Origin of the sequence: Psychrobacter submarinus (genome assembly GCF_904846685.1) — a bacterium.
In the GTDB taxonomy this organism is placed as follows: domain Bacteria; phylum Pseudomonadota; class Gammaproteobacteria; order Pseudomonadales; family Moraxellaceae; genus Psychrobacter; species Psychrobacter submarinus.
In genome coordinates this window covers 39,906-63,721 of the sequence record NZ_CAJHBQ010000005.1, presented here as the reverse complement: position 1 = coordinate 63,721, position 23,816 = coordinate 39,906, and the positions used below count along the sequence as shown (strand labels likewise).

Genomic DNA, 23,816 nt, shown 5'->3' with positions numbered 1-23,816 from the left:
GGAACCATGCCAAACATAGATAAGCTACTCAAACAAAGTGACGCTGGTTTTAAACGCTACACTGGCATTCATAAAGCCACCTTTTATGACATGCTTGATGCCATGCAAGAGCATGAAGCATCTAAGACCAAATCAGGTAGACCAAGTGTGCTCAGTCTTAAGGAGCAGATACTACTAGCCCTGACTTACTGGGCGTGAATACCGCACGCTTTATCATATCAGTATGGACTTTGGTATTCATGAGTCTTCTGCTAGCCGTATCGACTGTAAAGTAGAAGACACACTGATTGACTCTGGCAAGTTTGAATTGCCTAAAAGCTGCCTAGTCGTGTCGATGAGGATCAATTAAGGCAGTCGTCATCGTCGATGCCACCGAAACCTATTGAGCGTCCAAAAACCCAATTCAAAGTTACTACAGCGGCAAGAAAACAACACACCTTAAAAGCGCAGGTTATCGTCCATTGGCAAACCGGCTTGATACTTGATGCAAACCTGCAAAGGGTCAATCCACGATTTTAAGCTCTATAAAGATACTTGTCCTGATTGGCTTCCTGACAATGCTAAATTACTAGCGGCTATCAAGGTATAGCAAAGCTACATAAGCAAACCTTCACCCCTTTTAAAAAGCCACGTGGTGGTCAGTTACTGGAGATATGCAAACAGGCCAATCACTATCTGGCAAAGTTCCGTATTGTGGTTGAGCACAAAATAGGCTTAATCAAGTTGTTTAAAATCGTGGCTCATAAATATCGCAACCGTCGTCAGCGCTATGATCTTAGAATGAAGCTGTTTGCTGGTATCATTAATTCCGAGCTTAACCTATGACTTTTGCAAGAGGTCTATTATATAAGGATGTATAATGAAAAACGGATCTGTTAATGGTATAGAGCTATCGAAGAAAAATGAAAAATATATTGAACAAAAGGTGAAAGCTTTGAGTGTGTATAACACTTACTGGTGTTTATTAAATCTATACTCTAGGGGGCAACTACGTACAGAAGAAGTACGGAAAAATGATTCACTATGTAGGGATCTGCTATCAAAGATACTAAAAAGGCGGTATTCCACTAGCCGTAAAGATATAGATGCAATATTTGAAACAAGTGCTATAAACAATATATCTTTCGCTTATGTAAAGTGGTTCTATGAAAATGACAGAGCTGCATTGTGGTTAAGTATGGTTTTGAAGGGATTAGATCGTATAGTCAGTTCAAAACAAAAGTGTTATGGCTAGGACAAACATCATAAAATAATTTGGATAAGTCATTTTCCATCCACCCTTGGCGTAGAAACTTCACTTGAGCCCATTTTTTCTCAATAGGGTTCAAGTCTGGGCTGTACGGCGGCAGCCATAGAATACGATGACCATGCCTGTTCAGTAATTTTTGGATACGTCTACTTTTATGAAACCGAGCGTTATCCATGACAATCACGCACGGTTTTAAGGCTTGGGATTAGGGTGTTTGCACCAATCGTAGAATATGTCAGCTGTTAATGTTGTGTTCAAAGTAATCCAGTGCAAATAGCATTCTTTCATATAGAGCCCCAATGACGCTGGCTCCGCTTTTTACCTTGCCAGTTGTAGCTGTCGATACAGGGTTTGCCTATCAGGGTGATAACCGAGGACGAATGGTCTGGCTTTCAAAACCGCTTTCGTCCATATACACAATGGGGTAACCTTTGTTGTTTAAAGTTATCAAGCCACTCTCTGATACGCCGCTCTTTTTATTGGACATGCTTTTGGATGCTCTAAGGTCTTTTTTGACTGGATGCCTAGGCGTTTTAAAGCCTCACAAATGGCTGGGGCAGTACAGTTGAACCGTCTTGCTCTCTCATAGTGATAGTCATCAGGGTAACGCCTAACGTCTTTGCGTAGTGCATCATCCGGTATTTTTGATGGCGTAACATTGCGAGTGCTCTTACTATGCAGCCGTTTCTTCCACTTTGAATAGTGGTTGGACTAATGTCATAAAAGAGGCTGCCCTTGGCAAAGGTCATGCCATCTGCTAAGCTTTTAAGAACTTGTTTGCGATAATCTAGTGAGTAAGTCATGATAATTGAGTATATCTGTTGAGATGATCTTATAACATTTTATATTTAATAATACACTATATAAGCGATCCTATTCTTACTGAGGCTGATGTTTCAGTTATTGTCCATGATATTATTTTTAATAGAAATTTATTTTATTAAAATAGAGATTTGCGAGAGCAATAGTGATGATGAAGAATGGATAGTTACATCGAAAAAGCTATCCTTAATTAAATTAAAACAAGTTTATAGTAATAATAAAATTAGTGAGAAAGATATTAAATGGCTGACTAATCGTGATAAGAATCATAGCGCTAAAATAAACTATGTGTATAAATATATGCAGAATATATATGATATTGATAACTTAATAATGAACAAAAATAAGAGAAAGAATAGTAATAAATCGAACAAATATTTCTCAAGAAGTATTAATAAGAATGGATATAGACAAGCTTTAATTTATCATGACAGTATTACTTTCCCAGCAACAGATACAGCTTCTCGGCTTAATCACATACTGGCATCACTAGATTATTGGATGTTCGATACTTATTGGCTTTATCAAGATGGCAACCTTGTAAACACAGAAAAGGCTGATAATAGGAGGCTCTTTATTAGCAATATGTATGATGCTTGGAATGCGCAACAGAAACGCGATCGTGATAAAGTTAAGAAAAACCAGGGCATAGATCTCACCAATGACAACAAGAAAAACCTAAGACATCTTGCTAAGGCTTGTGGTAAAACACAGCGTGAAGTCTTAAACAACTTAGTTGAATCTGCTTATAAACAGATTCAAAATCAAGAAATTCAGCTCGTTCCATCTTCTCCTAATCAATATACTTTTTTTGATAAGATACCTTTAGAGCAGCAATACAGCTTGCCAAGCGAACATGCTGAGAGAGAGGTCATTTCTGAAGACAGTTTTCTAACTAAAGATAAGCAAGAGTTAAGTAGCGATTATGATGCAGAATCGGTTGGCTCATCGACATACGATAATGAAGATGTGCCAGCTGAGACTATTATACCCAAACAAGAAGTTAATATATTACAGCCATTTTATCCTGAAGGAAGCAATGGAAAACAAGCTAAGGAAACAGCCGATACTAATACAGAAAATTACGCTAAGTTATGACTTAATACAGGGATATATTTTTCTGGTTTTCTGAGCCTAAGCCGATAAATTCTATATGCAGCTCAACTGATTGTAATGCAAAGTTTATTGAGTCTAGTAAAGTTCATATTGATAGACGGCTTTAATAACTTCTCGTAATAGTTAAATACATCAGTTATTCTCAATGTAGACTTGCAGCTCATCAGCTGTGATACCTTGCTCTAATAGCGCTTTTAGCAGATTTTGTTTATCAGCGTTTTGTAATGTGTTTGGTTGCTTACTTGCCAGTGACTGCTCAATTTGCTGCCTTGCTGTCTGAAAGTCCACGACCTCGCCTGTGTCTCTAAGTAAATCTAAAAAATCAGCCCAGACTTGCATGATTTTACGACGCTCCTCTAAATGCTGCGCGTGGTTATAAACCGCGCGAATGCTGCTCTTTTTATCATGAGCCATCTGCTTTTCAATCGCGTCGCCCATATAGCCTAGCTCGTTTAGATTGGTAGAGGCTATGTGACGAAAGCCGTGACCTGTTTGTTTGCCAGCATAACCTAAGATATCAAGCGCATTATTAATGAACTCTTCACTATATGGCTGATGCATGCCTGTATGATAAAATACGTACTCATATTGCCCCGTGATGGCTTTCATTTCCTCTAGCACTTTGAGCATTTGATCTGACAGTGGTACGACATGCTTACGTGCAATTTTAAGGTTATCAATATCAACACGCCATAACCGATTGGCAAAGTCGATATGCGCCCATTTCATCATACGCAGCTCGATAGTACGACAAAATGAGTAGGCTAAGAATTTCATACCTAATCGGGTTTGGTCGTGACCATGATAGCCCTCGATAGCTTGGAGTAGGGCAGGTAGCTCATGGATATCCACATGCTTCATGTGCTGGCTTTTGGCTTTTGGGTAGAGCTCCTTTAGATCATCGATTGGGTTTTGCTCAATGATGCGTTCACGTTTGGCACGTTTTAAAACATTAGCAACCAGATCAATAGTGCGTCTGGTTACCTCGCGTGGCGGCTCACCGTCTTTGTTCACACGCTTTTCGATCTCATCTGCCATCGATCGACAATCCTCAAAGCTCACATCTTTTAGTGCAATACCTTCAAAGTGTGGCAACACATCTTTATGCATACGGTTATAGTCTTGCTGATAGGTGCGCGGTTTGACATTACGCTTACGCTCAACCAGCCAATCAAGCGCATAGTCATTGAATTTTTGCGCGTGAATATTGGCAAGCTTATCTTGACGCTTTTTATTTTTCGGATCTATACCGTCAGCGAGTAATGCTTTAATCTCAGTATTGGCTTGTCTAGCTTCCGCTAGCGACATAATAGGGTAAGTGCCAAGGGTTATACGCGTTTGCTTACCATCAAAGCGATAAGCGCTTATCCATGACTTTGTGCCCGTATTGCGTACTAATAGCTGCAAACCATACTGATCGCTATATTTATCAGGACGCGAAGGTGTGCATTTTTCACTTGGTTTGAGATTGCGGATCTTACTATCGCTTAACATGTTGGTCTATTCCCTATGGCTACAAGCTATATGAATCAAGAAATACAACAAGTACGTTGGTCTAATGCTGAATCATAAAGCCTAAATGTTGGTCTTTTTGAGGTCTAATGAAATCATAGACCAACAGATAGACCAACACAAGCCATGGGATAGGTGGGTTATGTTCGGATAGATTAGGAAAACGTTAGACATAAAAAAAACGCTAGAAGCGTTATTTATAAAGGGTTTAAGATGTATATAGGATAGTTTAGGACAAGCTAGGAAAACTAAGATTTTATAAGATTGGCGGTGACGGAGGGATTCGAACCCTCGATACGCTATGAACGTATACACACTTTCCAGGCGTGCGGTTTCAGCCACTCACCCACGTCACCAATTTTAGACGGCTAAGTATAACGGATACGATTGCTATTGTCACGGTTTGCGCTTTATCTTTCTTTATTAAAAAGTGCCTGCTAGGATAGGATAGCGCATCTGTGATGACAGCAGCAGTAATTACACCGGCGAAGGGTACAAAATAACGTGATGAGTTTTGCAGTAGTAGATAGTAGGGCGTTAAGCCGTGTTAGACATAGCATAGTAGCTCGCGCAGCAGCGATGATAACGGTAGGGCTACTCGCAATAGCGCCAGCCTATGCCGATGACTTAAGCCAGTGTAATGAGTCGTTTTATGGCGGGGTTTATCCGGAGTTTATCAATGATAAGCTTAGCGCCAACACCCAAGCACTATGTATGGATGGCTTTGCGGTCATGTACTCAGGGGTGACGCGTACGCCGTTATGGTCTGCAGAACATCTGACTCGCGCGCGTCTCAATCAAGCCAAAACGATAGATCGTGAAGACAGCTTCCATGAAGAGAGCCGTTTGCCAGAGTCTGCTCGAGCGTCATTAGAGGATTATTCAGGCTCAGGCTATGATAGAGGGCATCTAGCGCCCAATGCCGATATGGCGACGCGCTCGCAGCAATACGACAGCTTCAGTCTGGCTAATATCGCGCCGCAATCGCCGCGCAATAATCGCTACATTTGGCGCAACATCGAGTCGGCGACGCGCTATCTGACGCAGCAATACGGCGAAGTCTATACCGTAACCGGGGTCGCTTTTACGGATAAAAAGACCAAGCGTCTAAATAGGCAAGTGCTCGTACCGAGTCATTTTTTTAAGGCGGTCTACATACCCGCTATCGACCAAGCCGGTGTCTACTACGCGCCTAACGATGAGTCTGAACGTATCGAGGTGATTAGCCTTGATGAGCTTAGCGAGCAGATAGGAGTCGAGGTGCTACCGGTGTTAGATAGCGCGGTCAAGCGGCAAGCTTTGACTTTACCCCTAAAAGCGGGGGAGAAGATAGACGCGCCTACTGCGCCTAGCGAGGAGCCACTATGGCTGATATTCGTCTTAGCTTTAGTGGAATGGCTATTGACGCAGCTACAAGCATAAAGACGCTATAGAGTCTAAAATAATAATCTAAGATATCGCTGAATAAACAAGTCTATCAACGGTTTTTATTGCGAATTATTACTAATACTTGGAGTAGCTTATGATCGAGCCTTTTGCAAATAATCATCAAAGTATGCAGATTGGGGAATTGGTTATCGAAAACCAACAAGATAAGATTATTATCTACGGTGATTTGGATTTGTATTTAACGAAAGCTGGATTTGCACAAGCAAAGCAGCTACACGAGCTTACTACTAAGATATTGGCGCAGTTTGAGAAAACTGATCAGTACACAAAAATGGATGAAGTGTCAAAATCAAATGATGACTGGCCAGATGATAATATTGATAATCCGTTTTTGTAACTATTTGATATAGTTACGAATTACAGAAAGAAATCTTTATAAAAAATTACTAGGCAAAACGTTTTTTTTGCTTATAATGTAATCAGATAGCGCTTGTACTGTTTCGATAAAGATGATTCTTCGTCATTATCGATCTAGATAGATAGAAAAGATAGCTCACAGAATGAACTTCTTTTTTACTTACTATAGATATATGCAGCTTTGGATATAGACAGTTCTAGTCGTAGAGGTTTTTTAAGGACAAGCGCAATATACGCAGTTTATTGCACAATCATTGAAGGGAGTCGATCTATGAAATTATTTACAAAAACCGCTTTAGCAGCTGCTGGTATTAGTATGGCGACCATGGCGTTTGCCGCTGACCCATTGCATAATACTACTTGGCAGACTTACGATGACGGCAAGCCTAAAGGCACAGTCAAAATCACTGAGTCAAATGGCGTATTGACTGGTAAGCTTATCGGTACCAACTCAGCTAAAGGCAAAAAGCACGTCGGTATGACTATTATTTCTGGTCTAAAAGCTGATGGCGGTGGTAAATATAGCGGTGGTACGATTACTGATCCAGAAAAAGGTAAAGATTATCGCATGACAGCAAGATTGAATGGTAATTCTTTGAAACTAAAAGGTTACATCGGGCCATTCTCACGCAGTCAAACATGGAAAAAGAAATAAGTCGATCAAGTAGTTTTTTATCAGATCTGTACTTAATAGATAAAATCCCGCACTACCGAAAGGTACTGCGGGATTTTTTATGTTTTACATTTTATTGTGTCAGTAAGGGGAGGTTACTCAATAAAATAATAAACGCTGACACTACATAAAGTAGTATCAGCGCATCGAGTAGGATTAAACCTGTCTGCTAGATCTTATCTGACAAATTCAGGATAAGCTTCCATACCACATTCTGCAATATCTGCCCCTTCATATTCATCCTCTTCAGAGATACGGATACCGATGACAGCTTTGATGATGACCCAAACGATGAAGCTTGCAACAAATACCCAAGCAAAGATGGTCGCAGCGCCTGCAATCTGACCGATAAAGGTAGATGCTGGGTTCGTAATTGGCACAATGAGTAAGCCAAATAGACCGACCACACCATGAACCGAGATAGCACCAACAGGATCGTCAATTTTGATTTTGTCTAATGCCAAGATAGATAGCACCACGATGACACCAGCCACAACGCCAAAGAGTGTCGCTTGTAGGGCAGAGGGTGTTGATGGCTCTGCAGTAATAGCGACCAGACCGGCTAGGGCACCATTGAGTAGCATTGTAAGATCGGCTTTGCCAAAGATAATACGTGCGATGATTAAAGCGCCCACAGCACCGCCAGCAGCAGCAGCATTGGTATTCAAAAAGACCATGGCAACAGAGTTGGCACTAGCGATGTCACCAAGTTTGAGTACTGAGCCACCGTTAAAGCCAAACCAGCCCATCCATAGGATCAATGTACCAAGTGCCGCTAGTGGAAGATTGGCGCCAGGAATCGCACGTATCTCACCTTTAGGACCGTATTTACCTTTACGGGGTCCTAGTAGTAATACACCTGCTAGAGCAGCAGCAGCGCCCGCCATGTGTACGATACCAGAGCCTGCAAAATCAGAGAAACCCATATCGCCTAGATTGAACAGTCCAAAGACATCGTTACCACCCCAAGTCCAGCTACCTTCTAATGGATAGATAACACCAGTCATGACGACTGCAAACAATAAGAAAGCCCATAATTTCATACGTTCAGCAACGGCACCTGACACGATGGACATACAGGTCGCTACAAACACTACTTGGAAGAAAAAGTCTGAGGCTGCAGAGTAAACGGAGTCGCCACCAAAGCCATTTTCGGCAGAGGCTGCTAGTGCGTCTTCTACTAAGGTGTCACCGCCTGCAATTCCGCTCAAGAACAGATCGCCACCATACATAATAGCGTAACCACATACCATGTACATAATGCTGGCCGTTGCAAATAACGCGACATTCTTAGTTAAGATTTCGACCGTATTTTTTGATCGGACCAGTCCGGCCTCTAACATAGTGAAGCCAGCGGCCATCCACATGACCAACGCCCCACAGATCAAAAAGTAAAACGTATCGAGCGCATACTGGAGCTCAAAGATTTGACTTTCCATTTACATTCCCCTTGAATTTACAATATAGATATCGGTATGACCGATAGATAAAAATGCTGTAAGAACCTATATCTACAAATCTCCTTTTATAGATATGGCCTCAAATCTAGATAGCATCCGGTCCGGTTTCACCTGTACGGATACGAATGACTTGCTCAAGTGCAGTAACAAAGATTTTGCCGTCACCAATCTTGCCAGTACTAGCGATGCGAGTGATGGCTTCGATAGCAGGGTCGACCATCTCGTCGATCACAGCAACTTCAACTTTTACTTTTGGCAAAAAATCCACCACATATTCTGCGCCGCGATAGAGCTCTGTGTGACCTTTTTGACGACCGAAACCTTTGACTTCAGTGACAGTAACACCTTTGACACCGATGTCAGAAAGCGCTTCACGCACATCATCGAGCTTAAACGGTTTTAAGATCGCAGTGATTAGCTTCATAAAAAAATTCCTTATTTGTGTGATGCTGCAGATTGATAGAGGCATTATGGTGCATCGTCGTATCTCTGCCTTGCTTACGGTAAGTTATTCAAGAACTGTGCCAATTTACTCAAGGGGAAGTAAATTGGACGTGTCCGTTCAAAAATAACCGTCATTCCGATAGAGGATATAACCGACGGTACAACAATGAGAGCCTTCATTATAGACGTAATAAAAGTAAATCAACCTTTAGCGTTTGGTTAATGATAACTTTATTATAACCAACTTTTTGAGTGCTTGGGGAAGCTATCCCCGTATTTCATGTGACGATTTGCTAACTTGAGTTTGGCAATCAAATGGGGTTTTTGCGAGGAAGCTATAAACAGAAGATAAATATAAAACAGATATAAGCAGCAGAGTGCCAGCAAGGTAACGGATGCTCTGTACTTAGATATATGGGGGTGTATGCAGCAGCGTACTTACGCTTTAGGGAATAGCAGATACGGCGTTTTGGTACTGACGAGCAGTTTTTTGGTATCACTGCCTTGTAATATCTCGCGCAGACGCGATTGTCCGAAAGCGCCGCTCATTAGCATGCCAATATCATGCTCGTTTTGATAATAAGTAAGGGCAGCGCTGACATCACGGCAATCTAGCAGAGCTTTTTTGGTATTAATTCCCGCTTGCTTGAGACGCGCATAAGCTTCTCGCAGGGCATCACAGTTGTCATTGTTGTTTTTACCGACCATGACGATATGAATGGTTAAAGCGCGCACTAAAGGCGTTTTGCACAGCCAATCGAGCATCCGGTGAGTAGTAACGCAATTATCAAAAGCAAAGAGGGCGGTAGTAGGGGTCAAAAATGGTGCATGAGTCACCAAAATGGGGCAATGACTCAGTCGTACGAGCTGACTTAGGGTAGTTTTACAAGTCACGTTATGACCGATGACAATCAGTTGCGACTTTTCATCCACGTAGTCGATACTGTCGCTGAGGTTTTCGTGGCGATGTAAGGTGTAGACAGGGCGCTTATATTGATGCTCATCGCAGTACGCCTTAGCTTGATGTAGCAGCAGTCTGCCTTGCGCCTTGAGCTCAAAGTTGCTTAAATGCTCATGGCTAGTGAATTGGTCTAGCAGGTGACTCTCGTCATTGATATTTAGGCAGCCAGAATAGTTTACCGCCGCTTTTTGCTGCATGCTTGGCACAGAGTGGAGCAAGCCAATCGGTGCTTGCAAGCGATTGGCGGCCCACATACTCGCGTCCAATACTGATTGCACGTGATCGGGACAATCTAGACAAGCAATGACACTATCTGCCTTTAAATTACTCATAATGCAACCCGTTATCTACATTAAGTAGCTTCTAAATGACATCAGTAAATGACACAAGCTATCTAGTCAAGCAATCCAATATCGCGGCGATCATGGATAGAGAAGCGATCGATCAAAGTACGACTTGCATTGTTTAGTCCAACTACTTTGACATCAATACCCTCGCGTTGCAAGCGCATGACCAACTTATCAAGCGTATCGACAGCGCTGACATCCCAAAAGTGCGCTTGGCTGACATCGATGTGAATGGTATCTAAAGCCTCTTTGGTATCGAAGCTGTTCAGAAATTGCGTGGTCGAGGCAAAAAACACTTGCCCTTGCACATAATAATAGCGCGTATTGCTACTATCGTCATAATCGCTATATATGGTCAAGAACTGGCCAATCTTATTGGCAAAGGCTAAGGCGGATAGTAGTACGCCAACCCCAACGCCATAAGCAAGGTTGTGAGTGATGACGGTCGTCAATACTGTCGCTAGCATCACAATGTTAAATGACATAGGGTGCGTTTTAAACTCGCGAATAGACTGCCAGTTAAAGGTACCAATAGAGACCATAATCATCACTGCCACGAGCGCTGCCATCGGAATCTGACTGACCCATTCGCTCAAAAACACCACTAAGATGAGCAGCACCACACCGGCTATCAAAGTCGATAAACGAGTACGGCCACCAGATTTTACGTTGATCATCGATTGACCGATCATCGCACAGCCCGCCATACCACCAAAAAATCCAGAAACGACGTTAGCGATACCTTGACCGCGGCACTCTTTATTCTTATCACTTGGCGTATCGGTAAGCTCATCAACAATGGTGGCAGTCATCATCGACTCAAGCAGACCGACGATAGCCAAAGCGATGGAGTAGGGGGCGATGATAAGTAACGTCTCAAGGTTAAGTGGAATATCTGGCAATAAGAATACCGGCAATGAGTCAGGCAGATCGCCCATACTACCGACATTACGAATGTCTAGGTTCATATACATCGCAACCGCCGTTAAACCGACGATACAGATCAGCGGAGAAGGAATAACGCGGCCAATCTTCGGAATGAGCGGAAACAGATAAATGATCGCAAGGCCTACTGCCGTCATGATATAGACGGTCATACCGACCCGCTCTGTCATCGGATTAAGCTCAGGGAGCTGGGCGGCGAAGATCAAAATTGCGAGCGCATTGACAAAGCCTATCACCACTGAGCGCGAGACAAAGCGCATGAGATTGCCAAGCTTTAAGATACCCATCACCACCTGAATACCGCCGCATAGCAAAGTCGCTGCTAGCAGATATTGCAGCCCGTGATCGGCGACGAGATCGACCATGACTAACGCCATCGCACCGGTGGCCGCCGAAATCATCCCAGGGCGTCCGCCAACGAAGCTTATGACCACAGCGATACAAAAGGAGGCGTACAAACCTACTTTTGGATCCACGCCGGCGATAATAGAGAAAGCGATGGCTTCTGGAATCAAAGCGAGGGCGACGACAAGTCCTGACAAGATATCGCCGCGAACATTAGAAAACCACTCATCACGTAAGTTATCAACAAAAGATATCATAAGTAAGCTGCATACAATAAAAGACAAAAAGGAAGTCGCTGATCGTGGGCCTATTATCTATTAATAATAGTCACTGACAAGAGAGCTAAGGCGTGGCTTAACAGACTGCGCCTGTCAAACAGTATGGCACTTGCACAGCAGCAAAAGCCAATAACGAGTAGAAGTATAATAAGGTTTAATGATGGTGCTCAATCTTAATATATGAGACTGTCAGCTCACTGGCACGATACCAAAACGGTAACGCTCATTTGACAAAAATGATAATAGAGGCAAAGGTATGCCGCTAGTGACAACATGCTAAACTAATAAAAAGCTAAGTATTTAGCCCTTAGTTATTAACACATAGCACATGGCCATTCGCCAGTAGCGATAAAAACATGGGCATAATAGCACAAAGTGGCAAAAAAGCAGTACCGAAATATCGACGTTACCGTTATCATGCTTATACTTATCGCTCGAAACGACGTGACCGCTCTCATCACTGAGCAACGTTTTCAGAGCGCCTCCATAGTTTAAGAGAAGGAAAGTATATGTCGATCTCTGCGGCACCAGCGACATTGATTCATAAAGGCAGTGGCCTACAAGTCGTCGTCGGCTTAGGGCAGTCCGGATTATCAGTAGCGCATTATCTTACCGAGCAAGGCTACCGAGTTGCCGTCACTGATAATAACTCTACGCCAGTCTTGGCTGAGCAGCTACCAGCTGCGGTTGAGATCCGTCAATTTGGCGGGATTGATAGCGAGTTATTGCTGCAAGCGGCGCGTATTATCATCAGTCCTGGTATTTCTTTGGCAACTGAGGCCGTAGCGCAAGCGCGGCAAGCGAATATCCCTGTCGTCAGTGACATTCAGCTGTTTTGTGAAGCGTGTAGTGCACCGATAGTCGCTATCACCGGCTCCAATGCCAAAAGCACCGTTACTACCTTAGTGGGACAGATGGCAGGTGATGCTGGTGTACAAGTAGGCGTCGGCGGCAATATCGGCGTGCCGGCGTTAAACCTATTAGCCAATAAAGAGATGGAGCTAGCGGTTCTTGAGCTATCAAGCTTTCAGTTAGAGACCGTTACTAACCTAGGCGCGCAAGTAGCGACTGTACTCAATATGTCGCCGGATCATCTAGACCGTCATGGCGATATGCTGGGCTACCATCAGGCCAAGCACCGTATCTTTCAAGGTGCAAAGTCAGTAGTCGTCAACCGTGAAGACGCGCTGACTCGGCCTTTAGTCGCAGACAACTTGCCTCGTATTAGCGTCGGCATTCATGCTCCTGATAAAGGCCAGTATGGTTTGATCACCGATCCTGATGGACAAATTTATTTGGCTCGCGGTACCGAGCGTCTATTATCTGCTGATAAACTACCGGTCAAAGGCCGTCATAACTTACTCAATGCCCAAGCCGCGCTCGCTTTAGGGGAGCTGGCAGGACTGCCTTTAGAGAGTATGCTCGCCACATTGCAGCAGTTTACGGGGCTTGATCATCGGTGCCAGTTTGTGGCTTCAGTGACTGATATCGACTACTTCAATGACTCAAAGGGTACTAATATTGGCTCGACTATGGCAGCGGTTGAAGGCCTAGGAGCCGTTTATGCCCCAAAAGATGGTAAGCTGCTACTAATATTAGGCGGTCAAGCAAAAGGCCAGCAGTTTGGTGAGTTGACGCCGCTTATCAATCAATATGTCAGCCAAGTCCTCATCATCGGTGAAGATGCCAAACTTATCGAGCAGCACCTGCGCGATACTGAGCTTAGCGATGATGTCAGATTGCATCAATGCCAGACGTTAGATCAGGCTTTTACTTGCGTTCAGCAAGTGACGGATAGTAGCTTATCGCAGGTACAAGCGGTACTGTTATCGCCAGCTTGTGCCAGCTTCGATCAGTTCAGTGGTTATGCTGAGCGCGGTGAGCGTTTTAGTCAGCTCGTACAGCAGCTCATGACGTCAGATACTGCCGATAGCTAAATGGTCTCTTACTCTTATAAGTGATGGATATTATTGGTTATTTATTCTATAGTTTATAATAAAACTGGCATAAGTTATTTTTTAGATTTTGATGGTGGTGTTCGCTGAACGCCGTACTTTTTGTTTGTTAGTATATTTGAATATTATGGCGCTCTCCTTTTTTTCTCGCTCAAACTCCAGCTCTTATGCCAAAACCGGTAGTGATGGTGTGTTGTCCTTACCTTCAGCTCGCGCTATTTTGATAGCTAGCGTGGGCTGCATGATGGTGCTAAGTTTGCTGATGGTTGCTTCTGCTTCTATACCCTTTGCGCTCAGTCGTGGGATGACAGAGCTCTATTTTTTCAACAACCAACTGCTCTATATGTGCATTGGCTTATTTTTGGCGTTTTTACCTTATAAGTTTGTACCACTTAAGATGTTGTACCAGACGGGTACGCAGTTCTTTTTATTGATGGTGACAGCGCTATTATTAGTCATCACGTTATTTGGTACGCCAATTAATGGCTCCAAGCGTTGGCTGAGTTTAGGAGGTTTTAATTTTCAGGTTGCTGAGCTTGCCAAGCTAGTTGTTATTGTCTTTGTCGCTGACTTTGTGGTGCGCCGCTCGTTTGAGGTGCGTAATGGTTGGGATGGTTTTCTGCGTATATCACTAGTGATTGGCCTGCTGACTTTTTTACTGTTATTGCAGCCAGACTTTGGCTCACTAGTAGTCATCGTCGGGACGGTATTTGCGATATTTTATATAGCCGGCGCGCCCTATAAGCAGTTTATAGCGTTAGGGGCGGTGGTGAGTGTACTTGGGGTATTGGCAGTAACTTTGGTTCAATATCGATTGACGCGAGCTTTGTCGTTCTTAGATCCTTTCGATGATATCCAAGATACTGATTATCAGCTGGCGCGCAGTTTGATCGCCTTTGGCCGTGGTCAGTTTACCGGAGTCGGTTACGGTGAGAGCGTACAGAAGCTTTCGCACTTACCAGAAGCGCATACCGACTTCTTATTGGCGATTACTGGCGAGGAGTTGGGGTTTGTCGGCGTGACGTTGATACTGCTGCTCGAAGCCTTGATCATCGGTAGCGCTATGCGCATTAGTTATAACGCGCTCAAACGTCGGCAGATGCGCATGAGTTATACCGCTTTTGGTATCGGTATTATCTTTATTGCTCAGACGATTATTAATGCCGCGATGAATATGGGGGCAATGCCGACCAAAGGACTAACTATGCCTTTCTTTAGCTACGGCGGCTCCTCGATGCTGATTAGCTTAGTGATGGTCGCGCTGCTGCTTAAAATATATAAAGAGAGCCCTGAGATCGAAAAGAGCCAATGTCGTCATTATTAGCAGCTAGCGCTTAAAGAGTAGCCAATTGCTGTTTGTTTTGTAGTGGGGTATTGTCCCATTGGTCAATAGCTTGTTTTAGCATACGCTCTGGCGTGTCCAAATCAACGGGCTGTTGTTGCAATAATTTGAGAGCTTGCGCGATAAGTGCGCTTGGATCACGTGTATCGATAGGCTGAGCTAGGTTTTGTTTAGAGAGTTTTTGTCCATTGGTATGGCAGATCAGGGGCAAATGATACCAGTAGCTAACAGTCGGCAAGCCTGCCATTTGTAATAAGCTGATTTGCGCGGTAGTCATTGGCAAAATATCTAGACCGCGCATGATGTGAGTGATACCCTGTAAGCCATCATCGATACTCGCGGCCAAAATATAATTAATCATGCCATCTTGCCGACGGACCACCATATCGCCCAAAGTCTGTTGCGGATTATCCCACTGCATCCCTTGAATACCATCCATAAAACCAATGGCATAATCTGGAAGCTGCAAGCGTAGCTTATGCTCCTTTTTATCTAAGTCATCATTAATACAGCAGCGCGGATAACGTTGCTGGTTGGGGGATGAACCACTAACCTTTTTTCTATTATCCCAATATCTGGCTAAGCTTTTACGTGAGCATTGGCAGCCATAAGTTAAAGGGGCTAGCACCGTCTGTAAGTAGTCGTTATAGATGTCGATGCGCTCAGATTGATGAATAATATCACCATCCCAGTATAGACCAAGCGTTTCTAGGTCTATTAATATCTGTTCGGTGAACTGCCGATCACAGCGCTCAGTATCCGTATCTTCTATGCGCAGTAGCCATTTTCCGCCCAAGGATTTGATATGACAGTAGCTGGCTAGCGCTGTCGTTAAAGATCCTAGATGTAACTCACCAGTAGGAGAGGGGGCAAAACGACCTACGGGCAAATCTGTTGTATAAGGCCTTGATGATAAAGAAGGATGAGTAACCGTTGTCAAAATAAAGCACTACCAAAGTGAGAGAAGGGCTATAGCATAACTAAACTGACGGATAAAATATATTGATTTTCAGTAGCGTACTATTAGAGGCAAATGACAGGTAGAGACAAATGACGGGCAAAATAAAGCGAGCGACTCTATCAAGAGTGCTCGCTTTGAGAAGGTATAGATATCAGTAAGGGAGTATTATTGACCCTGGTTTTGACGCTCTTTCATCTCTGATAAGGTTTTGCAATCGATACATTGCGTCGCGGTTGGACGCGCTTCTAGACGACGCAAGCCAATCTCCACTCCGCAAGTCTCACAAAAGCCATAGTCGTCATTTTCAATCTCAGCTATCGACTTATCGATCTTGCGAATCAGTTTACGCTCACGGTCACGAGTACGCAGTGCTAAGGCGAACTCTTCTTCTTGAGTTGCTCTGTCGTTGATATCTGGCATGGCGCTCGACTCGTCTTGGATATAAGTCTTAGTGCGGTCAGCCTCACCGATTAGCTGGTTTTTCCAGTCCAGTAAGATTGCTTTAAAATGTTCAAGCTGCGCATCAGACATATATTCTTCGTCTTTGGCAGGAACATAAGGGGTAAATTTTACCTCAGCTGGAGACGTCGTTGAAGTGCTCATAAGGGTATCCTATTTTTCCAAATTAATTCAACAAAACGATGTTGCATAAGACAAGGCTTCAAAAGCTCTCTATCGCCCTGCGACTTGTCCTTTTTAGAACGTTTCACCACGGGGTACGCCAATCATAGGATAGATAAACCTAACATCAATGTGATGCCATACGTTATCAATCGCTAATATTAACCTAATAATGATAACTTTCTTTATCATTATTATACTAACCAACGTCCACTGTCACTATTATTCATTATGCCACTAAAAACTGGCTACCAAGTATCTAGTCTTTTGACCCAGCTTGCAAGATTGCCATTGTTGGCTAATTGCAACCAGCGATAGCCGGCATGTGCTTGTTTATCATAGCTAAAGTCATCCTCATAAGGCATAAACTGATAGCAAGTCGATGGTGTCGAGTAGACTGTGACCCCGTTACGATGACGGACTTGCTCTTGATGCGTATGACCACTGACAATGACCTTTAAGTGCGCATAAGGGGCTAGACGCTGCCAAAAATAATCGGCGTTTTCTATCATGTGTGCATCTATCCACTCAGAGTACATCGGCATCACATGATGATGTACAGCTAATAAGGCCGGCTTATCACAAGTCGCAAGCTGCGCACATAGCCAGTCCATATCCGCCTCAGTCACCGCACCTCCAATTTGGCCAGGGATTGATGAGTCTAGCAGTAACAGCTGCCAAGCGTCTGTTTCAATCACATGCCGGCTCAGTAGCCGCGAATCCATAGTACGAGCCATCAGCTTACGTTGCTCAAAGGGCAGGTCGTGACTCGACTCGTCGGTGACATCATGATTACCTGCAATACAAGCAAAAGGTATCTGCGTGCTATGAAGTACCTCAAAAATATGATCGTAAGTCACGCTGTCAACCTTACTGACTAAGTCGCCGGTGACGAGTATCAAATCACAGCGAATATCTTCAGCAAGCGCTTGAGCAAGATTGGCTTCAAAGTAATGTCGACAGTTGGGTTTTTCATCGCTATGGTCTTCAGCGTTATCTGTACTAGCGGGTGATAATAAATGCATATCGGTAATTTGCAGAACATTTAACTGCCCATCTGGAGCATGAACGTGGTAAGTGGGGTAGCTCAGCATGAGTAAGGTCTCTTAGGCCATAGTAGACGACAATCCTAAACGCTCTGATAACCTTAATACTTCCTAGTCGTCTATCAGTCATTTAACGATTAGCTATCTGCCTGTTTATAGCACAGTTTTTGGTAGCAACCAACTACTTAGTAAAAGAAAGTCGATAAGAGCTAAGTGCGCTTATTAATAGTAGCCGCTCGTAGCCTAATCTTTATTGGCGATTGGTGACGTTCAATTTAGCGAATAGTTTTGAGAATAAGAGCGCAATAAAAAACAAAATAGCGAGCACTAAGACAATCGACAGACCGGTTTGTATATCCATCCAAACACTGCCCCACACTCCTAAAGTCACTCCGAATTGGGCGATGATGAGGGCAGATATGACCATCTGCTTCGGCGATGTCGTCCATAATCTAGCGCTCAATGCAGGTAGTACTAAAAGCCCGCTTATCAGTAGGCTGCCGACTGCTTGTAAGGCAATCGCACAAAACCCTGCCAGTATTCCCATAAAAAACAAGCGCTGGCGAGCCGGATTAACGCCTTGAATGCGAGCTAAGGCTTCATGAGTGGCAAGTTTGATTTGCGCTGGCCAAATGTATATCAGTAAGGCTAGGCCTATTAGTACGCTCGCCGCTAATATTGGCAAGTCCGCCCAATCTAGCTCTAATAGATTACCGAATAAAAAGCCTAAGACGTTGGCTTGTTGGTTGGTTAATTGAGTGAGCGTCAGTAAACCTAAGCATAATAAAGTGACGGCAACTACGGCTAACACCGCATCCATTGGCAAACGCTCATCGTCAATGACCACTAAGCCGAGCACCACCAGCACGCTGACGATACCAACGCCCGCCCCCATGGGTAGCTGCCAAAGCACCGCAAGCCCCACGCCCAAGAGCGTACCGTGCGCTAAGGCATCGGCAAAAAAAGCCATACGCCGCCATAACACAAGGCAGCCTAATGGGGCTGAGAGCAGCGCAAGAATACTGCCGGCAATCCAAGCCGGAGCGATAATGGCCAACCAAGCAGTCATAACTGATATCCGTTAAATAGGCGCTAAAAGGGGGTTAAAAGGGCTTCAAGATAAAGGGGTACTCATATGACGAGCGCTTAAGGTGCTACATCGCTAGGGGCATGATGCTCACAAGCGTGATGCTGATGCACATAAGGCTGCTCGTAATGATGGCCAAAGAGCTTTTGAAACTCGCTGGTGATAGCAAGCTCGCTCGGTTGTCCTTCACAGCAAATATGCTTATTGAGACAAATAACGCGCCGGCTACCTTTCATGACCCAGTGCAGGTCATGCGATACGACAAGCATGGCGCAGCGCAAAAAATCCGGCAGCTCATCAATGAACTGATAGAGCCAAACCTCAGTATCAGGATCAAGCCCCTGCATCGGCTCATCTAAGATTAGTAAGTTCGGCTTATCTAGTAAGGCGCGCGCTAGTAGCACACGCTGCGTCTCACCACCAGATAAATGACCCATCTGCCGTGAAAGCAGGTGATTTAGCGACAACTTATCAAAAATAAACTGCCGCTGCTCTGGTTGTAGTCGGCGTTTATCCGCCTGCGCTAGCAAGTCTTTGACTCGTAGCGGTAAGATAGGCGGCACCGCAAAACGCTGCGGCACATAGCCAAGCTGTAGGGGCTGATGCGCTGTTATAGTACCTTCGCTGGCGGTTATCAGACCTAAGATAAGCTTAACTAACGTCGATTTGCCTGCGCCATTAGGTCCGATCAGACTCACCGTTTCATTAACCGCGATATCGATGCTGATATGCGACAGCAAGCGCTGTCTATCAATATCGTAGCTGACATTGTTTAGGCTTAGCAGCTCAGCACTACTATTTTGCTTAGTCGGTAAGGGGGTTACGCTCATAGCGGACCTATGGGTTAAAAATGGCTTTGTGGCTTTGTGGCTTTGTGCTTGATGTAAACCCTTAATGTACACAACATCATAAGAGTTAAAAGTTAAAGCGATGATAAAAGCTACTGACAAGCTTGGCAGCGGCCGCTTAGTTCGATGACGCTATGATTGACCAAAAACCCTACATCTTGTTCGGCAAAGCTCATCATCTCTTGCACCGGTAAGCTGCTACATTCTTGCACTCGCTGACACTGCTCACAGATCAAGAATGCCGCGGCGTGCTCAGCGCGAGGATGACAGCAAGGCACATAAGCGTTGATTGAAGTGAGCTGATGAATCAGGCCCTCACTTAATAAAAATTCTAAGCTGCGATAAACCGTAGGCGGTGCGACGTTCTTATTCCGATGCTCATGGTCGTTATCTTGCAGGCGAGCTTGCTGCAACTGGGTAATCAAATCATAAGCACCAACGGGCCGCTCGGCCTGCAATATCAGCTCATAGATCTGTTGACGCAGTGGGGTGAATCGCACACCGCGAAGGCGGCATTGCTCTATAGCAGCAGTTAGACGCGCATGCACCTCATTAGCAGTGAACTGCTGAACATCATGAAGATGGTGACTAGCTAATGAACAATCGCTCATAACCGCTCCTAAAATAATCGTGCACTTTTTATTGTTATAGTATAACATAATGCAATTAAAAATCGATACTTTAATGACAGCTGTCAATAACAATGGGCTAAAGTGGCATGATAAAAACCATGAATAAAAAAATACTATCCCCGAAGTCTTGGCTCACAAATCTACTAGCAGGTTTACTATCAGCAGGTTTGTTTACCACGAGTGCGCAAGCGGCTGATACCGTAAGCGTCAGTAATTATCCTTTGTTTTTGCTCAGTGAAGCGGTGACAAAAGGTGCACCCTCCGCTAAAAAGCTACTCAACCCGGGTGAAGTAGGGCATCACGGCAGCATCAGCCCAAAAGATATCAAAACGGTTCAAGACAGCACCTTTGTGGTTTGGTTTGGCGCGCCACTAGAGAACAACTTGGCTTCAACTTTAGATAGTGCGCCTAATGCCATATCCTTATTCGCCTTCGATGCTTTTAAGCGTTACCCAATGCGCGATGTCGCAGGTGAGCCACTAGCCGATACCTTAGATACTCATATTTGGCTCGACCCAGAAAACGCCAAAGCCATTACCCGGGCGTTGGCCGTCATTCACAGTCATGCCGATCCAAAAAATAAAACACTCTACCAAGCCAATGCACAGAAATTTGCGCAGCGAATGGATAGGGCAGTGGCTAGTCAGAAGCGTAGTGGCCAACCCGTTAGCGCTTATTGGGCGTATCACGATGCTTATCAGTATCTTGAACCAAGTCTGAATTTGCAGCTGGCTGGTAGCTTAACAGCCGATCATCATCTAGCGCCAAAAGCCAGCCAGATACGTCAGCTGAGTGAGCGGCGTCCAAATAAACGCATGTGCTTAGTGACGCAAAGTAAGCCTGCTAAAGGGCTTATTACCAAGCTGCAACCAGTTAAAACTACTATTCAGTTAGAAGATATGAGCGCCAGCGACGACTTTGTGACCGGCTGGAGTCAGATGGCGCAGCAGATAGCGAAGTGTATAGACTAGTCTTTTGCGATTAGACTGCAAGCTGGGCTCCGGCTAAACACTTGATAGTAGCGGTATTTTCCTTGCGAAAGCTAACTTGAGTCCTTATAATACTCGCGCTTGATGAGTTGAATTAGTGAGACACTGACCTTTATCTCACACTTTAGGATAGCTGATGACCCAACCTGCCAAACGCAGTCAAAAAGATCAAATAAAGGTCTATCTGAAACGGCAAACTTGGGCGCTACTCCTAGTGATCATCGCCGCTTGGCTTATAGATCGCGTTTGGTTCGGTGGCGAGCTAGTCGTCGCAAAAAGTGCGGCTATCGGCGGGGCACTTAGTTTTGTCACGCAAATGGTGTTTGCTACTTTTACGTTTAGTCATAGTGGCTATCGTGCGCGCGACCATATCGTTAAGCAATTTTTTCGCGGTCAAGCGCTCAAATGGTTGCTTGCTGTCTTTGGCTTTGCATTTATTTTTATCATGATGAAGCCTTTATCTGTATTGTCATTATTTGCAGGTTTTATCATGATGAAAATCAGCCATGTCTTAATGCTTGGCCGAATAAAATAACCTCTTGAAAGTAAGCTATTTTCTGATAGTGACAAACGAATAGCTCTTGAGTTTTTATAATCGCTTTACGCCTAATTTGGGCTAAAGGCAACCCATTAACATAATATCTTACAATTTAATTATCGACTTAAAGCCATATGGGTGAGGATGTCACCTTCTACCTTAGCGTTACAGTTGATAAAAAACCAATAATTGACTTTACACGAATACAACGTTGCATTAATATACACAGCTAATTGTTTTGCTTAAGCATAATTTTTTGAGCAATACGCTTGCCAAATGGATAGGCAAATTAGCATATAAAAAGTTTATATGCGTATATAAAGGGCTAGTAGTGATTACTTTTAGGCCCTTTTTTGGTAGCTAAAATTTATGCAAAGCTAACAAAAAGCATTCGTGCTAATCGCACAGGTTAGATTGGGATGGCTGTATTTGAGTATGGGAGCGCTTATTATTAAGCGTGTATTTGCGCGCTATCGTATTAATGCAATTTACGGTAGATGAGCGCGGTAAAGAGTAATCCTAATCACTCACGTATCAGATGACAGCCATATTTTGGTAGCTGAGTAAATCGTTGATTAATGAGAAGCTGACACTATGGCAGGCGAACAAACAACAACAGAATATATCTCTCACCACTTAACAAACTGGACGTACGGCTATTTGCCGGGCGAAGGTTGGAAAGTTGCCTACACTGCTGAAGAAGCAACTGCTATGGGCTTTAATGCTATCCACCTTGATTCTATGTTGTGGTCAATAGGTTTGGGCATAGTATTTTGTGCTATCTTTTGGATGGTTGCCAGAAAGGTAACCTCAGGAGTACCTAGCAAAACGCAAGCCGCTGTCGAGATGATCGTTGAATTCGTTGATAATAACGTTCGCGATTCATATAGTGGCACCTCAAAGCTGATTGCACCTTTAGCACTAACTATCTTCGTCTGGATCTTTTTGATGAACTTGATGGATTTGATTCCTGTTGATTTTATTCCAGGTTTAGCTGGCCAAGTTGGCGCTGCTATGGGTCATGATCCGCATCATGTCTTCTTCAAAATCGTTCCAACAACCGATCCTAATATCACCCTTGGCATGTCGTTTGCTGTCTTTGCGTTGATTATTTTTTATAGTATTAAAGAAAAAGGGGTTGGTGGCTTTATCGGAGAGCTGACGCTGCATCCGTTTAGCGTAAAAAACCCTATCTTACAAATTATTTTCATCCCGGTAAACTTTATCTTAGAGTTTGTAACGCTGATAGCGAAACCTATCTCTTTAGGCTTACGACTATTTGGTAATATGTATGCCGGCGAGTTGATTTTCATTCTGATCGCGCTAATGCCTTTTTGGATTCAATGGGCGTTGTCAGTACCGTGGGCTATCTTCCACATCTTAGTTATTACCCTTCAAGCGTTCGTATTCATGATGCTGACGATAGTTTATTTGTCACTAGCATCATCAACTGAACATTAATTAGACATTCAATAGGTAAATGAGGATACATCAATGGATCCAGTATTAGGTGGTTACACAGTTATCGCAGTAGCGCTACTTATCGGTTTAGGCGCACTTGGCACAGGTATTGGTTTTGCGATCTTAGGTGGCAAATTCTTGGAAGGCGTTGCCCGTCAGCCAGAGCTTGGTTCACAATTGCAAACCCGTATGTTCATCGTAGCAGGTCTACTTGATGCGATCCCAATGATCGGTGTCGGTATCGCTATGCTATTGTTGTTCGCTAACCCTCTAGCAGGTTAATCAGAAAGCTCAGTTGTAAATGTTTGACTGTCTTAAGTTGTCTATCTTTTTTGAGGTTACAACCTATAAGTTATACAGAGTCGGACGGTCAGACAG

General features: G+C 43.9%; 27 protein-coding genes, 1 tRNA gene and 1 pseudogene. 15 read left to right on the top strand and 14 right to left on the bottom strand.

The features are described from left to right. Positions 1-6 precede the first annotated feature (6 nt). The 5 genes from JMY03_RS12410 to JMY03_RS12390 are packed head-to-tail and all read left to right on the top strand — an operon-like array spanning position 7 to position 1,234. A complete protein-coding gene (locus JMY03_RS12410; protein WP_201604096.1) occupies positions 7-198 on the top strand; it encodes a hypothetical protein in 192 nt (63 codons plus the stop codon). A 25-nt stretch (positions 199-223) separates the two neighbouring features. Next, positions 224-349: a hypothetical protein gene (locus tag JMY03_RS12405; protein ID WP_201604094.1), complete on the top strand. Its 126-nt coding sequence runs from the start codon at positions 224-226 to the stop codon at positions 347-349. A gap of 17 nt (positions 350-366) precedes the next feature. After that, on the top strand, positions 367-519 hold the full coding sequence (locus tag JMY03_RS12400; RefSeq protein ID WP_201604092.1) for a hypothetical protein: 153 nt from the start codon (positions 367-369) through the stop codon (positions 517-519). A gap of 45 nt (positions 520-564) precedes the next feature. Further along, entirely contained in the window at positions 565-825 is a 261-nt protein-coding gene (locus tag JMY03_RS13475) for a transposase family protein (RefSeq protein ID WP_201604239.1), read from the top strand. A 34-nt stretch (positions 826-859) separates the two neighbouring features. Beyond that, positions 860-1,234, top strand: a complete 375-nt coding sequence (locus tag JMY03_RS12390) for a hypothetical protein (RefSeq protein ID WP_201604090.1) — start codon at positions 860-862, stop codon at positions 1,232-1,234. 76 nt (positions 1,235-1,310) lie between these two features. Here the strand turns inward: JMY03_RS12390 and JMY03_RS13510 are convergent. Both JMY03_RS13510 and JMY03_RS12380 read right to left on the bottom strand, forming a co-directional pair. Continuing rightward, positions 1,311-1,448: pseudogene (locus tag JMY03_RS13510) on the bottom strand (transposase); the annotation flags it as partial. A gap of 248 nt (positions 1,449-1,696) precedes the next feature. Further along, a complete protein-coding gene (locus JMY03_RS12380) occupies positions 1,697-1,891 on the bottom strand; it encodes a transposase (protein ID WP_265089652.1) in 195 nt (64 codons plus the stop codon). A 249-nt stretch (positions 1,892-2,140) separates the two neighbouring features. On the opposite strand from JMY03_RS12380, the gene JMY03_RS12375 reads away from it, so the two are divergent. After that, a complete protein-coding gene (locus JMY03_RS12375; RefSeq protein WP_201604086.1) occupies positions 2,141-3,169 on the top strand; it encodes a hypothetical protein in 1,029 nt (342 codons plus the stop codon). Positions 3,170-3,319: 150 nt separating this feature from the next. On the opposite strand, the gene JMY03_RS12370 is transcribed toward JMY03_RS12375, so the two are convergent. Further along, positions 3,320-4,681: a tyrosine-type recombinase/integrase gene (locus JMY03_RS12370; protein ID WP_201604084.1), complete on the bottom strand. Its 1,362-nt coding sequence runs from the start codon at positions 4,679-4,681 to the stop codon at positions 3,320-3,322. A gap of 283 nt (positions 4,682-4,964) precedes the next feature. Beyond that, positions 4,965-5,055 (bottom strand) — tRNA-Ser (locus JMY03_RS12365). Between the two features lie 151 nt (positions 5,056-5,206). Here JMY03_RS12365 and JMY03_RS12360 point away from each other — a divergent pair. From JMY03_RS12360 to JMY03_RS12350, 3 genes are all read left to right on the top strand, one after another. Then, complete coding sequence (locus JMY03_RS12360) at positions 5,207-6,121, top strand: DNA/RNA non-specific endonuclease (protein WP_227675626.1); 915 nt, start codon at positions 5,207-5,209, stop codon at positions 6,119-6,121. 100 nt (positions 6,122-6,221) lie between these two features. Beyond that, a complete protein-coding gene (locus tag JMY03_RS12355; RefSeq protein ID WP_201604082.1) occupies positions 6,222-6,485 on the top strand; it encodes a hypothetical protein in 264 nt (87 codons plus the stop codon). Between the two features lie 291 nt (positions 6,486-6,776). Then, the gene (locus tag JMY03_RS12350; protein WP_201604080.1) at positions 6,777-7,160 is read left to right on the top strand and encodes a DUF2147 domain-containing protein; all 384 of its coding nucleotides are present in this window, start codon (positions 6,777-6,779) and stop codon (positions 7,158-7,160) included. Between the two features lie 194 nt (positions 7,161-7,354). Here JMY03_RS12350 and JMY03_RS12345 read toward each other — a convergent pair whose 3' ends face one another. The 4 genes from JMY03_RS12345 to JMY03_RS12330 all read right to left on the bottom strand — a co-directional run bounded on the left by JMY03_RS12345 (position 7,355) and on the right by JMY03_RS12330 (position 11,937). Continuing rightward, on the bottom strand, positions 7,355-8,617 hold the full coding sequence (locus JMY03_RS12345) for an ammonium transporter (RefSeq protein ID WP_201556741.1): 1,263 nt from the start codon (positions 8,615-8,617) through the stop codon (positions 7,355-7,357). Between the two features lie 106 nt (positions 8,618-8,723). Beyond that, on the bottom strand, positions 8,724-9,062 hold the full coding sequence (locus tag JMY03_RS12340; protein WP_201556743.1) for a P-II family nitrogen regulator: 339 nt from the start codon (positions 9,060-9,062) through the stop codon (positions 8,724-8,726). A gap of 458 nt (positions 9,063-9,520) precedes the next feature. Next, positions 9,521-10,375: a universal stress protein gene (locus JMY03_RS12335; RefSeq protein WP_201604078.1), complete on the bottom strand. Its 855-nt coding sequence runs from the start codon at positions 10,373-10,375 to the stop codon at positions 9,521-9,523. Positions 10,376-10,437: 62 nt separating this feature from the next. Continuing rightward, positions 10,438-11,937 carry a SulP family inorganic anion transporter gene (locus JMY03_RS12330; protein WP_201604076.1) on the bottom strand — a complete coding sequence of 500 codons (1,500 nt, stop codon included), beginning with the start codon at positions 11,935-11,937 and terminating at the stop codon, positions 10,438-10,440. Between the two features lie 530 nt (positions 11,938-12,467). On the opposite strand from JMY03_RS12330, the gene murD reads away from it, so the two are divergent. Continuing rightward, positions 12,468-13,895, top strand: a complete 1,428-nt coding sequence (gene murD, locus JMY03_RS12325; protein ID WP_025646752.1) for a UDP-N-acetylmuramoyl-L-alanine--D-glutamate ligase — start codon at positions 12,468-12,470, stop codon at positions 13,893-13,895. 145 nt (positions 13,896-14,040) lie between these two features. Next, on the top strand, positions 14,041-15,237 hold the full coding sequence (ftsW, locus tag JMY03_RS12320; protein ID WP_025646751.1) for a putative lipid II flippase FtsW: 1,197 nt from the start codon (positions 14,041-14,043) through the stop codon (positions 15,235-15,237). 10 nt (positions 15,238-15,247) lie between these two features. On the opposite strand, the gene gluQRS is transcribed toward ftsW, so the two are convergent. The 6 genes from gluQRS to JMY03_RS12290 all read right to left on the bottom strand — a co-directional run bounded on the left by gluQRS (position 15,248) and on the right by JMY03_RS12290 (position 20,429). Beyond that, positions 15,248-16,198, bottom strand: a complete 951-nt coding sequence (gluQRS, locus tag JMY03_RS12315; protein WP_201604235.1) for a tRNA glutamyl-Q(34) synthetase GluQRS — start codon at positions 16,196-16,198, stop codon at positions 15,248-15,250. A 183-nt stretch (positions 16,199-16,381) separates the two neighbouring features. Continuing rightward, a complete protein-coding gene (dksA, locus tag JMY03_RS12310) occupies positions 16,382-16,819 on the bottom strand; it encodes an RNA polymerase-binding protein DksA (RefSeq protein WP_201604074.1) in 438 nt (145 codons plus the stop codon). A gap of 266 nt (positions 16,820-17,085) precedes the next feature. Further along, complete coding sequence (locus JMY03_RS12305; RefSeq protein ID WP_201604072.1) at positions 17,086-17,931, bottom strand: metallophosphoesterase; 846 nt, start codon at positions 17,929-17,931, stop codon at positions 17,086-17,088. Between the two features lie 202 nt (positions 17,932-18,133). Then, entirely contained in the window at positions 18,134-18,952 is an 819-nt protein-coding gene (locus tag JMY03_RS12300; protein WP_025646747.1) for a metal ABC transporter permease, read from the bottom strand. Between the two features lie 77 nt (positions 18,953-19,029). Beyond that, positions 19,030-19,800: a metal ABC transporter ATP-binding protein gene (locus JMY03_RS12295; RefSeq protein WP_201604070.1), complete on the bottom strand. Its 771-nt coding sequence runs from the start codon at positions 19,798-19,800 to the stop codon at positions 19,030-19,032. A 110-nt stretch (positions 19,801-19,910) separates the two neighbouring features. After that, entirely contained in the window at positions 19,911-20,429 is a 519-nt protein-coding gene (locus JMY03_RS12290) for a Fur family transcriptional regulator (RefSeq protein WP_201604068.1), read from the bottom strand. 119 nt (positions 20,430-20,548) lie between these two features. Here JMY03_RS12290 and JMY03_RS12285 point away from each other — a divergent pair, with 119 nt between their 5' ends. The 4 genes from JMY03_RS12285 to atpE all read left to right on the top strand — a co-directional run bounded on the left by JMY03_RS12285 (position 20,549) and on the right by atpE (position 23,720). Next, positions 20,549-21,421 carry a metal ABC transporter substrate-binding protein gene (locus tag JMY03_RS12285; RefSeq protein ID WP_227675625.1) on the top strand — a complete coding sequence of 291 codons (873 nt, stop codon included), beginning with the start codon at positions 20,549-20,551 and terminating at the stop codon, positions 21,419-21,421. Between the two features lie 154 nt (positions 21,422-21,575). Further along, complete coding sequence (locus JMY03_RS12280; RefSeq protein WP_201604064.1) at positions 21,576-21,974, top strand: ATP synthase subunit I; 399 nt, start codon at positions 21,576-21,578, stop codon at positions 21,972-21,974. Between the two features lie 597 nt (positions 21,975-22,571). Next, positions 22,572-23,438, top strand: coding sequence for a F0F1 ATP synthase subunit A (atpB, locus tag JMY03_RS12275; RefSeq protein ID WP_201556759.1), 867 nt, complete (start codon positions 22,572-22,574; stop codon positions 23,436-23,438). Between the two features lie 33 nt (positions 23,439-23,471). Continuing rightward, entirely contained in the window at positions 23,472-23,720 is a 249-nt protein-coding gene (gene atpE / locus JMY03_RS12270) for a F0F1 ATP synthase subunit C (RefSeq protein WP_010197960.1), read from the top strand. Positions 23,721-23,816 lie beyond the last annotated feature (96 nt).